At 69.3% G+C, this 11,552-nt stretch carries 7 protein-coding genes; 2 read left to right on the forward strand and 5 right to left on the reverse strand.

Annotation, left to right across the window (positions count from 1 at the left end):
- Nucleotides 1-40: 40 nt before the first annotated feature.
- Nucleotides 41-1,534 (reverse strand): PLP-dependent aminotransferase family protein, encoded by a 1,494-nt coding sequence (locus HNO81_RS15530; RefSeq protein ID WP_175319004.1) that lies wholly within the window; start codon nt 1,532-1,534, stop codon nt 41-43.
- Between the two features lie 60 nt (nt 1,535-1,594).
- On the opposite strand from HNO81_RS15530, the gene HNO81_RS15535 reads away from it, so the two are divergent.
- Nucleotides 1,595-2,215, forward strand: coding sequence for a YitT family protein (locus HNO81_RS15535; protein ID WP_175319005.1), 621 nt, complete (start codon nt 1,595-1,597; stop codon nt 2,213-2,215).
- Here HNO81_RS15535 and HNO81_RS15540 read toward each other — a convergent pair.
- The 3 genes from HNO81_RS15540 to HNO81_RS15550 all read right to left on the reverse strand — a co-directional run bounded on the left by HNO81_RS15540 (nt 2,212) and on the right by HNO81_RS15550 (nt 9,012).
- Nucleotides 2,212-3,063 carry an Fpg/Nei family DNA glycosylase gene (locus tag HNO81_RS15540; protein ID WP_175319006.1) on the reverse strand — a complete coding sequence of 284 codons (852 nt, stop codon included), beginning with the start codon at nt 3,061-3,063 and terminating at the stop codon, nt 2,212-2,214. The genes HNO81_RS15535 and HNO81_RS15540 overlap by 4 nt on opposite strands.
- On the reverse strand, nt 3,056-8,227 hold the full coding sequence (locus HNO81_RS15545) for a DEAD/DEAH box helicase (RefSeq protein WP_175319007.1): 5,172 nt from the start codon (nt 8,225-8,227) through the stop codon (nt 3,056-3,058). The genes HNO81_RS15540 and HNO81_RS15545 overlap by 8 nt, the downstream gene beginning before the upstream one ends.
- A gap of 134 nt (nt 8,228-8,361) precedes the next feature.
- On the reverse strand, nt 8,362-9,012 hold the full coding sequence (locus HNO81_RS15550; RefSeq protein ID WP_175319008.1) for a DUF4232 domain-containing protein: 651 nt from the start codon (nt 9,010-9,012) through the stop codon (nt 8,362-8,364).
- 212 nt (nt 9,013-9,224) lie between these two features.
- Here HNO81_RS15550 and HNO81_RS15555 point away from each other — a divergent pair, with 212 nt between their 5' ends.
- Nucleotides 9,225-9,563: a hypothetical protein gene (locus HNO81_RS15555; RefSeq protein ID WP_175319009.1), complete on the forward strand. Its 339-nt coding sequence runs from the start codon at nt 9,225-9,227 to the stop codon at nt 9,561-9,563.
- A 141-nt stretch (nt 9,564-9,704) separates the two neighbouring features.
- Here HNO81_RS15555 and HNO81_RS15560 read toward each other — a convergent pair whose 3' ends face one another.
- Complete coding sequence (locus HNO81_RS15560; RefSeq protein ID WP_175319010.1) at nt 9,705-11,420, reverse strand: thiamine pyrophosphate-dependent enzyme; 1,716 nt, start codon at nt 11,418-11,420, stop codon at nt 9,705-9,707.
- Nucleotides 11,421-11,552: the final 132 nt, after the last annotated feature.

Below are 11,552 nucleotides of genomic sequence, written 5' to 3' on the forward strand. Positions count from 1 at the left end.
CACCGTTCCGGCGATTCCGGCGAAATTCCAGCAGCAGCCCTCAGGCGATGGCGACGGCGGGAGCCTGGGTCAGTGAGCGCCGCAGCTGGGGAGCGGCGTCCAGCCGGTCCTGGGCCGCCCGCAGTGCCAGGACCGCCGTCTCCAGCTTGTCCGGTGGGAGGGTGAACGGCAGCCGCAGGTTGCGCTCAAACGCGCCGCCGATGCCAAACCGGGGCCCCGCCGCGAGCCTGATGCCATATTCCGGGGCCAGCACTGTCAGCGCCGTGCTGGTGGCAGCGGGCAGCCGGCACCAGACGGAGAGGCCTCCGGCGGGCGGCCTCACCTGCCAGGTGGGAAGGTGCTCCGCCAGGAGCCCCAGCAGCGCGGCCCTGTTGCCGCGCAGCGTCTGCAGCAGGGCCGGCAGCGGTTCTTCCAGCGCCCGGACCAGATGGGCTGCGGCCAGTTGTTCCATGACCGGCCCGCCCAGGTCCAGGGTGGTCCGTGCGGCGGCAAAGCGCTGGATCATGGCCTCGGAGGCGCGGATCCAGCCGGTGCGCAGCCCGCCCCAGTGGGACTTGCTCAAGGACCCGATGGACACCACGGTGCTGCCGAAAGCGGCGAGGGGAGTGGTGGGCACGCCGTCGAGGTTGAGGTCGCGGAGGGTTTCGTCCGCCACCAGCACGGTTCCGGCCGCGGCAGCCGCGCGCGCCAGCCGGCGGCGCTGGTTGTCCGGCATGATCAGGCCTGTGGGGTTATGGAAGTCCGGGACCAGGTAGGCAATCTTTGGCTGTTGCTGGACCATGGCGGCTTCCATGGCGGGCAGGTCCCAGCCGGCCGAGCCAAAGGCCACCGGGACGGGGCGGCACCTGGCGGAGCGGATGGCGTCCAGCGCGTGGGGGTAGCTGGGGTGCTCCACCAGGACCCGGTCCTGCCGGTCCGTCAGGGTGCGGATGATGATGGTCAGGGCATGCTGGGCGCCGGAGGTCACCATGATCTGGCCTGGCTGCGTCGGTACCCCCGCCGCTGAGTAGCGGTCTGCCACCGCCTGCCGGAGCGGCAGCAGCCCCAGGGCGTCGTAGCCGAACCCCGGCAGCAGGGCCGGGAGTTCCGTCAGCGCCGCGGCGAAGGCCCGGTGGACCACCTCACCGCTGGCGGGCAGTGCCGAATACGCCAGATCGATGAGTCCTCCAGGGGTGGCCAACCCGGGAGCGACGAGCCCGGGTGATGCCGGCGGGGTGGATGGCGGGTGCGGGCCAAAGAGTGCCGGGCCAAAAGGTGTCAGTTCGGGGATGCGGGTCTTCCCGCGGCTGCCCTGGCCACTGCTCAGGAAGCCTTGTTCCCTGAGGCTGGAGTATGCGGCAGTGACCGTGGTCCGGCTGACGGCCAGTGTTGAACACAGTGACCGCTCGCTGGGCAGAGCCGTGTCCAGGGGAATCCTCCCGTCCAGGATGAGCAGCCGGATGACGTCGGCCAGCGCACGGTAGGCGGCGCCGGTACCGGTGTTCCACGGTCCGAGGAGGCGGGCCAGGGCGGGGGCGGGGAGGGCAGTGGCCATGTAGCCAGTATTTCAGACTGGATATGTAATTCAATGCCAGTTGTTTGCAAGCATGGTTCCATGATGACCCGCAGACTCGTCCAGCTCTTCACCGGCCTCGCCATGTATGGCATCTCCCTGGCCATGTTCATCCGCGCCGGCCTGGGCCTGGACCCGTGGGATGTATTCCACCAGGGACTGGCCAACCGGACTGGGCTGAGCATCGGCGTGGTGGTGATTGCCGTGAGCTTCCTGGTGCTGCTGCTGTGGATCCCGTTGCGCCAAATGCCCGGCTTTGGAACCCTTTGCAATGCCGTCCTGGTGGGCGTGTTCGCGGACATCGGGCTGGCCGTCATTCCGCCGGTGACCCCCTTGGCCGGCCAGATCGGCCTTCTCGCGGGGGCCGTCATGGTCAACGCCGTGGCCTCGGTCTGCTACATCGGTGCGGGTTTCGGTCCGGGTGCCCGCGACGGCCTGATGACGGGGCTGGCCCGGCGCACCGGATGGACGGTCAGGTTTTCCCGCACGCTCATCGAGGTCACGGTGCTGGCGGCGGGCTGGCTTCTTGGCGGGTCGGTGGGTGTGGGTACCGTGGTCTACGCCCTGGCGATCGGGCCCCTGGTGCACCTCCTGCTGCCGCGCTTCATGGTGACGGCCACCCGCGCAAAGACCGCCAAGGATCCCGCCACTGCGACCTGCTAAAACCGTCCGGCAGGACCTTTAGCGGGCGGAGGCTGGCACTTTGGACAGAAGTAGATGTCCCGTTCCTCTTCACCGTTGAGCTTGCCCAGGAGCCCGCGCTGGATGGGTGTGCCGCATTTCAGGCATGGCCGCCGTTCTCCCCCGTAGACCCAGTAGCCGGGCCTGCCCGCCATCCGGCCCACCGGCATACCGCGGGTGTTCAGGATGGTGACGCGGCGGCCCGGGCCCAGGTTGGCTTCCAGGAGCTGCTTGGCGTCGGTGAGCATGGTCCGCACGTCGGCAACGTCCGAGACGGGAACAGCGGGGTGCACGCCCGACAGGAAGCAGGCTTCGCAGCGGTAGATGTTGCCAATCCCTGCGGCGTTCCGCTGGTCCAGCAGCGCAACTCCGATGGGAACCTCGGGGCGTGACCTGACGCGGCGTTCGGCCTCGTCCAGGTCCCAGTCCGGGCCCAGCAGGTCCGGGCCGAGGAAGCCGACGATCGAGTCCTCATTGGCGGTGGCCACCACCTCCACGATTCCCAGGGAGAAGCCGACGGCGTCTGCTACGGCCGTGCGCAGCACGCACCGGGCGGTGAAGCCCGGCTTGCGCCACCTCCCGCCGGGCGGGTACACCTGCCAGGCGCCCTCCATCTTCAGGTGCGAGTGGATGGTCAGCCTCTTGTCCTCTGGGCCCACCACCCGCATCAGCAGGTGCTTGCCCCGGGGGACCACTTCCTCGACGGTCCAGCCGGACAGGTTCAGCGTTGCGAACCGGGGCACACGGAAGTCCGAGGCAGTGAGGGTTTGCCCTGCCAGGGCCTCATGGAGCTGGCGGGCGGCCCGCCAGACGGAATCACCCTCAGGCACGGATCCTCAGCCCCTTCGGCGTGGAGTAGGCGCCCGCCGAACTGAGGGCGGCAGCAACCGGGGTATCCAGGATTCCATACCCGTTCACTTTCTCCATGATCAGCTTGTCCACGGCTCCCCGGGTCACCACGCCCACCAGCGCGGCGCCGGCTGCCGCCAGGACGGCGGCGTCGTCGCTGAAGGCCAGCAGGGTCTTGCCGCCACGCTCCACATAAAGGACCAGCGCGCCGTCCACCAGCACCACCAGGGCTCCGGCTTTCCGGCCGGGACGGTGGCCGGAACCGGCGTCATCCTTCTGCGCCGGCCAGGGAAGGGCTGCGCCATAAGGGTTGGCGGGATCGGTGGCGGCGAGGGCCAGGGCCACAGGATCCGCCTTGGCCAGCTGGGTGTCCTCCGAGTAGGAGCGGAGCCGGTCCACGGTGGCGGGAACCGCGAACTGGGCGGCGCCAAGGTGCTCAATGAAATACCCGCGGCGGCAGCGGCCGGCTTCCTCCAGCCTGGCCAGCACCTTGTACATGAGGCCAAAACCGCCCAGGATCTGCTCAGCCATGACCGAACCCCGGGTGACCACGCCGTAGCGGTCCAGCAGGAGTTCCGCGGTGGCGCGGGCGTGGATGGTGGCATCGAGTTCAGGCTCGGGCAGCGCGGACCAGCGCCCCGCGGCGGTGGGCGGTGTGGCGGCACCCTGCGATCCGTACCGGCCCCCGGACAGCCCGGGGGAGCCCATCAGCCCGGTGCCGTGGGAACGGCCCAGGCGGCTGAGCCGGGGTGCCCTTGCACGGGGTGCACGGGCCACCTGGCGGTGGGCGGTGTGGCCTCCGGCAATCAAGGCCCGGACAGGGGCGAAGGTGTCCCCGGTGATCCTGCCGGCCCAGGCAAGGTCCCAGAGCGCGGCCACCACTTCCTGGTCGCCGAGCACAGCGTCCATCCCGCCGGCTACCTCGGTCAGCTGGCGGAAGAAGTATCCGCCGCCGTTGTTCCGCAGGTGGTCAAGGAGCCGCTGGCCGGCGTCCCCGGGTTCGAAAGCCGGTGATGGGTTGAGGGTCAGTTCCACCGAGTCCGCCAGGTGAAGGCTGATCCAGCCGTCATTTCCCGGCAGCGACCCGGCACCGGACCAGAGCACTTCACCGGCAGCCATCAGTTCATCCAGCATGGCCGGCTGGTAGTTGGACACCCTGGTGGCGAGCACCAGCGGTTCCCAGGCCGAGGCGGGTACGGGCACTCCCGAGAGCTGGTCAATGGCGGTGATGATGCCGTCCAGCCCCCGCAGCGAGGGCTGGCCGCGGCCACCGCCCGGGGTCCTGACGTGCTGCCAGGCCGGGAGGAATCGCCCGTAAGCGGCGGCGTCCACCGGCTCCACTTCCGCGCGCAGGGCGGCCAGCGAACGACGGCGGAGCTTGCGCAGCACTTCGGCGTCGCACCATTCGCTCGCGACAGTGTGCGTGGTCCCGGCGGGCGCGCCTGCTGGGGAGGCTGCAGCGGGCGCCGGCACCACGTTTGCTGGCTGTGTTCCGGCCTCAAGGGTGGATTCCTGGGCGGTTTCCAGGCCGGCGCCGTCCTCAGCACCGTTCAGAGCTCCGTCCTGCGCCCCGTCCAGCGCCGGGGATTCCGGTGGCGTCTCACCCTGCGGTGTGGCGTGCGGGCGGAATTCGCCCTCCACCACCCGGCCGTCCGCCGCCAGGCGTTTCAGCGCTGTGCCCACCACCGCCACGCCAAGGCCCAGGCGGGCAGCGGCTTCCGCCGCGGTGAAGGGGCCGTGGGTGCGGGCGTACCGGGACACGAGGTCGCCCAGGGGATCTGCCACCGGCTCGATGAAAGCCAGCGGAACACCCATGGGCAGCGGCACCCCGATGGCATCGCGGAGCCGGGCCGCATCCTCCACGGCTGCGAACCTTTCAACGCCGCCGATGTTCACCTTGATGGCACGGTTGGCGCGCTGCAAGGCCAGGAGGTGGGCGGTGGCTTCCGACGCCGTAGCGGAGGCGGTGTGGACGCGCCCGGTTTCAGCCGGCTCAGCCTCCGGGCCGGCGGGCTCCGCCGCTGGTTCAGCCGGTTCAACCGCTGGTTCGGCTGGTTCAACCACCGCAGGCTCGGCTGGGTCCAGCCGCAACGCGGCTTCATCCGGATCCAGCGGGCCCAGGAGCCGCAGCAGGTCCGCCATGCCCTCCATGCCGCGGGCACGGCGGTCGGGGGCGAGGCGCTGCAGCTCGCGTTCGGTGGCGTCGATGACCTTGGCGTCCAGAAGTTCGCGCAGCTCCACCCGGCCCAGCAGCTCGTTAAGGAGCGTGGAATCCAGCGCCAAGGCGGCGGCACGCCGCTCCGCGAGCGGGGAATCGCCCTCGTAGAGGAACTGGGCAACATAGCCAAAGAGGAGGGACTTTGCGAACGGCGAGGGCTGCTGCGTGGTGGTCTGCACGATCCGCAGTTCGCGCCGCTCCACGGACGAGGCGATGTCCTTGAGGGCCGGCAGGTCGTAGACGTCCTGCAGGCATTCACGCACGGTCTCCAGCACGATGGGGAACGTGGGGTATTTCCGGGCCACATCCAGCAGCTGCGCGGACCGCTGGCGCTGTTGCCAGAGGGGCTGCCTTTTGCCCGGGGTCTGCCGCGGCAGCAGGAGGGCCCGTGCCGCGCATTCCCGGAAGCGGGAGGCGAAGAGGGCGCTGCCGCCTACTTCTGCGGTGACGATCTGCTCCAGTTCCTCGGGGTCGAAGAGGAACAGCTCGGCTCCAGGCGGTTCGTCTTCCATCATGGGCACCCGCAGCACGATGCCGTCGTCGGCCGCCATCGCCGAGCCGTCCAGCCCGTAGCGCTGGTGCAGCCGCTGCCCCACGGCCAGGGCCCACGGTGCGTGCACCGGCATGCCGAACGGGCTGTGCAGGATGACCCGCCAGTCGCCCAGTTCGTCGTGGAACCGCTCCACCACCAGCGTGGTGTCGCTGGGGACCACTTCGGTGGCCAGCTTCTGCTCGGTGAGGTACTGGATGAGGTTGTTGGCGGCGAAGTCGTCCAGCCCGCTGGCCTTGCAGCGCTCGGTGGCAGGGCCGGCGTCGGACGCTGACAGTTCACGGACGAACGCACCCAGCGCCCGGCCCAGGTCCACCGGACGGCCCAGCGAATCGCCTTTCCAGAACGGCAGCTTGCCGGGCTGGCCGAACGCAGGGGAGACCAGGACGCGGTCGTGCGTGATGTCCTCGATTTTCCAGCTGGTTGCGCCCAGGGCAAAGACGTCACCCACCCTGGACTCGTACACCATTTCCTCGTCCAGCTCGCCCACGCGGCGCCCGCCCTTGGGTGCGCGGGCCGGTTTGCCGTCCTCGGCGGTGGAAGCGGACCCCTCCTGTTCAGTGCCGATGATGTAAACGCCGAACAGCCCGCGGTCCGGGATGGTGCCGCCGGACGTCACGGCCAGGCGCTGGGCTCCGGGACGGCCCTCGATGGTGCCGGCGTTGCGGTCCCAGATGATCCGGGGCCGGAGCTCGGCGAATTCGTCCGATGGGTATCGCCCCGCCAGCAGGTCCAGAGTGGCCTCGAAGGCCGACCGGGGGAGAGACGCGAAAGGCGCCGAGCGCCGGACGGTGCTGAACCATTCCTCCACGTCGATGCTGCCCAGGGCGGTGGCGGCCACGGTCTGCTGGGCCAGGATGTCCAGCGGGTTGGCAGGGATGCTGAGCCGCTCGATCTTGCCGTCCAGCATGCGCTCCACCGTGATGGCCGTGTGGACCAGGTCGGCGCGGTGCTTGGGGAAGAGGACGCCATGGGAGATTTCACCCACCTGGTGCCCGGCGCGGCCCACCCGCTGCAGGCCGCTGGCCACCGAGGGAGGCGACTCCACCTGGACCACCAGATCCACGGCGCCCATATCGATGCCCAGCTCCAGGGATGACGTGGCCACCACGCAGCGCAGCCGCCCGGATTTGAGGTCGTCCTCGATGAGTGCCCGCTGGTCCTTGGACACGGAACCGTGGTGGGCGCGGGCCAGCACCGGATCCGCACCGGCTGAGCTGCCGGCCTGGGCCATCATGTGCGCCGGTGTGGCCGTTGAAGCGGGAATGCCCGACGGCGGTCCCACCGCCGTGCCGGGTACGCCTTCCTGCCCTTCCGGACCAGGCCCGTCCCAGCCGCCGCCCACCGCGACCAGTTGACGCTCGGCGTAGATCTCATTGAGCCGGGCGGTGAGGCGTTCGGCGAGGCGCCGGGAGTTGGCAAAGACGATGGTGGACTGGTTGGCCAGCACCAGGTCCACGATCTTTTCCTCCACGTGCGGCCAGATGGATGCCTGCGGCTGGAGCCCGGTGGCCGGGCCGGAATCGAAGGCCCCGGCTGCGCCCTGCAGGTCTGACATGTCCTCCACGGGGACGGAAACCGTCAGGTCCCAGTTCTTGCTGGCCGGGGGCGCCACGATCTCCACGGGAGCCGAACCTGCCAGGAACTGGGCTACGAGTTCCCGGGGCTCCACGGTGGCGGAAAGCCCGATGCGCTGCGCGGGCTTGGGCAGCAGCGCATCCAGCCGTTCCAGGGACACGGCAAGATGTGCGCCGCGCTTGGTGCCGGCCACGGCATGGACTTCGTCGATGATGATGGTGTCCACCTCGGCCAGGGTCTCCCGGGCCTTTGACGTGAGCATCAGGAACAACGATTCGGGAGTGGTGATGAGGATGTCCGGCGGGTTGCTCAGCAGCCCGCGGCGCTCGGCTGCGGGGGTGTCCCCGGACCGGACCCCCACCGTGATCAGCGGGGCGGGAAGTCCAAGCCGCTTTGCCGTCTGGGTAATGCCAATCAGGGGGGAGCGCAGGTTCCGCTCCACGTCCACGCCCAAAGCCTTCAGGGGCGAGATGTAGAGGACCCGCGTCTTGCGTTTGGGCGCCCGTGGGCGTTTACCTTTTGCAGGTGCCTCCGCAGCGGCGGGCTCCGGGGTGTGGGATGCCGAGGCCAGGAGCCGGTCCAGTGCCCAGAGAAAGGCCGCAAGGGTCTTTCCGGAGCCGGTGGGGGCCACCACCAGCGCGTGCGAGCCTGAGGAGATGGCATTCCAGGCTCCGGCCTGGGCGGGCGTCGGCTCCGAAAACGCGCCAAGGAACCAGTCACGGGTGGGCCGGCTGAACTGGCCCATGGGCGCAGCCGTGCCGGAGGTACTTCCGCCGGCAGGACGCTGTTCCTGGTTCATGCCTCCATCATGCCCCAAGGCGCCGACACTGAACTCCGCGGCGGTCCCGACGCCGGCCGGACAGGAAGCAGGGCGGCCCGGCTTCACATCCGGGCCGCCTGAGGAAATTTCGGGTTTCCCGCCCGGCCCACTGGTCAGGCGGGCTGGAATGCTCCAATGGTGAGCAGGGTGATTTCCGCGTTGCTGCAGGCCGTGGTGGGCTGCGGAATGAACAGCGAGTCCGTGTCCTCCGGCGGGTAGATCCGGTAACCGGCGGCGTCCACGGCGGTGCAGCCCTGGTAATTGCGGGCCTGCGTGTAGCGGAGGACAGCGGTGCCCGTCTGGCCTGGCGCCAGGAGGACATCGGCAACCCCGGCAGACTCATCCCGCGTTGCCGGCGCACCGATGGGTGCGCCCATGGCGTCTGCTGTCAGGGAGACGCCCGCGTACCCCCGGAGGACGCACGGCTCGGCGCCCTTGTTGGTGAGGTTGAGCTTCATGTAGACACTGCCGGCCGCGCCGCCACCGGTGGAGTCGGTTGCGGCCGTGAGCCCCGATGCCTTGCACAGGCCGGGTGCGCCGGCCGGCGCCGTGCCGGGGGCTGGCGAGGCCGGGGTGGAGGTGGCCGGGGCCGAGGACGCCGGCGGCGTGGATGCCGAGGGGGAGGCAGACTGGCTGGCCTGCCCAGTAGCGGATGTGGTGGTCTGGGACTGCGGCTGGGCTGGACCGCACGCGGTGAGCAGCAGCGCTGCCGCTGCGGCCGCCGTCGTCATGGCAAACCCCTGGGAAATTTTCTGAGACCTCATGGCACCACCTTCGCGGCAGCCGTTGCCCGCGTCAACGATGGCACAAGCAGTTGCAGCAATTTGATGCCCGGATCGTGATGATCCGGGCAACAAATGCGTCCCCGCCGGTGCCCCGTTGGCGCATCGCCTGCCGCGGCGCCGGGGACAGCGACGGCCTTGAGGCACCAGCGCTAGACTGCCTGCGTACGTGTCGGCGATCGAAGGAGAAGTTCATGGACTACACCGGAAGCCAGTCGGAAAAGGTCATTGAAGCCGGTGAACTGGGCCGCAGCCACATCGGCCAGACCATCAGCTTCCAGCCGAACGAGTTCACCGTAGTCTTCGGGAAGCTCGCGGGCATCGCCCGAACGGAAGCCATGGTCTACGTGTCCCTGGCTGGCGTGGGAAATGGAACCCACATGAAGGATGAGTACGATTTGTCCGCCACCCATGAGGTGTACGTGCCCGTGGACGTCATCACCAATGCGGAGTCCACCATCAAGGACCTGTTCGGGAAGGTCCAGGAGAATCTCCGCGGCGCCGGCCACAAGGGCGGCGAAGACCGGCTGTAGCCGGCCCGAAGAGACACAGAGCCGGCCAGGGCGTGTGAACCCAGTCACCGGCCCGGCAGTTAAGGCAAACGGACGACGGCGGGAGGTCCCGCCGTCGTCCGCGTCACCGGATGAAACCTGCCGCCGCAGCGGCACGTTGCCTTAGTACGCCTTGACGCGCTGCTCAACGATGAGGTGGATAAGGGCGAACACCCCGTCATCGTCGATGGCCGCCAGCGCGGCATCCAGGGCGGCCGGCACGTCCCTGTCCTCGGTGACGGTGATGCCGAAGCCGCCGAAAGCCCTGGCCATCAGCGCGAAGTCCGGGTTCTTCAACTGCGTTCCGGAGACGCGCTGCGGGTAGTGCCGTTCCTGGTGCGTGCGGATGGTGCCATATTCCTGGTTGTCCACGACCACCACCAGGGGCGTCGCACCATACTGGGCGGCGGTGGCAAGCTCCTGCCCGTTCATGAGGAACTCGCCGTCCCCCGCGATGGTCACCACCCGCCGCCCGGGCTCAGCCAGGGAAGCAGCGATCGCCGACGGCACCGAGTACCCCATGGAGCCGTTGCGGGCGCTGATCATGGACGCGTACCGGCGGGTGGGGAAATACCGGTGGGCCCAGTTGGTGTGTTCGCCCGCCCCGAACGTCACCATCGCGTCCCCGGGCAGACGGGGCACCAGGTTGGCCATCAGCGTGTCCATCCTCGCCGGGCCCGGTGCCGGCGCTGCCGGAGGGAGTGCGGCAAAGCTTTCCTGCTCTCCCCGCATCCTGGCGGTCCAGGCCTTCCACGCCTCCTTGACCGGCAGTTCGATGCCAGCCAGATCGCGGACGAACGCCTCCGGTTTGGCCAGGATCTGCCGGGATACTGGTCCGGACCGCCCCCGCAGGGACGGGTCCGCCGTCACCAGGAAGTTCTTCTTGCTCCAGTCCTGCCGGCACACGAACCCGTCGGTGATCACGTCTCCCGGCACCGTGCCCACGAACACCAGGAGGTCGGTCTCCTCCAGGAGGTCATACGTGGGCCTGGGCCGGCCGTACCCAATGGGCCCCACATAGGACGGCGAATCAAAGGACACCGTGCCCTGCGTGCGCCACTCCGCGGCGGCCGGGATGTGGTGGCGCTCCAGCCAGGCGGTGAGTTGCCCGGCTGCCTCCTGCGTCCAGTCATTGCCGCCGGTGACGAAAAGCGGCTTGCTGGATTCGGCCAGGGCAGCCTTCAGCGCGGCTGAGTCCGTGCCGCTCAGGCCACCTGCCGCAACGGGGATGGCAGGGTGGAGAGCCGGGCTGACCTGCTGCCGGATCACGTCCTCCGGCAGGCCGACAACCACGGGCCCGGGCCGTCCGCTCATCGCGGCGAACATGGCTTCCGCCACGATTTCGGAGGCCCGCTCCGGATGGTCAAGGACCATGACGCGCTTGGCGCCGGTATCGAACCAGGACTTGATGTCGAATTCCTGGAACGCTTCCCGGTCCCGGTGGGCAAACGGAATCAGGCCCACGAAGAGCAGCATGGGGGTGGAGTCCTGCCAGGCGGTGTGCAGGCCCACATGCGCGTTCGCGGCCCCCGGTCCCCGGGTGACCATCGCGACGCCCGGGCGCTGCTGCATCTTGCCGTCCGCCTCCGCCATGTAGGCGGCGCCGCCCTCATGCCGGCAGACGATGGTTTCGATGCTGGACTGATGCAGGCCGTCCAGCACGTCGAGGAAGCTCTCGCCGGGAACCACGTAGGTGCGTTCCACGCCGTGGGCCACCAGCGAATCGACGATCAGGTGCCCGGCGGATGTGAGGGCGGGCGCCACAGAGGCCTGGTGGTGGACGACGGCGGCGGGCTGGGGAGGGGAGGTGGTCAGGGTGGGCTGCGGCTCTGGTGTCATGGTCTTTCTTCAGCTTGGAGGTTTGCAGGCGTTGTGGTCAGGAAATGGGCGTCCGGTTGGCGATCACGGGTGCATTGCCGGTGTAGCCGTCGCGGGTTTCGGCGATTTGGCGGATGCGGTGGCGGCAGGCGT

Origin of the sequence: Pseudarthrobacter sp. C4D7 (assembly GCF_013359725.1) — a bacterium.
In the GTDB taxonomy this organism is placed as follows: Bacteria; Actinomycetota; Actinomycetes; order Actinomycetales; family Micrococcaceae; genus Arthrobacter.

Excerpts from the sequence above, each read along its gene's own strand:
- HNO81_RS15530 (WP_175319004.1), bottom strand. The coding sequence starts at position 1,534 with ATGGCCACTGCCCTCCCCGCCCCCGCCCTGGCCCGCCTCCTCGGACCG.
- HNO81_RS15535 (WP_175319005.1), top strand. The coding sequence starts at position 1,595 with ATGATGACCCGCAGACTCGTCCAGCTCTTCACCGGCCTCGCCATGTAT.
- HNO81_RS15545 (WP_175319007.1), bottom strand. The coding sequence starts at position 8,227 with ATGAACCAGGAACAGCGTCCTGCCGGCGGAAGTACCTCCGGCACGGCT.
- HNO81_RS15550 (WP_175319008.1), bottom strand. The coding sequence starts at position 9,012 with ATGAGGTCTCAGAAAATTTCCCAGGGGTTTGCCATGACGACGGCGGCC.
- HNO81_RS15555 (WP_175319009.1), top strand. The coding sequence starts at position 9,225 with ATGGACTACACCGGAAGCCAGTCGGAAAAGGTCATTGAAGCCGGTGAA.
- HNO81_RS15560 (WP_175319010.1), bottom strand. The coding sequence starts at position 11,420 with ATGACACCAGAGCCGCAGCCCACCCTGACCACCTCCCCTCCCCAGCCC.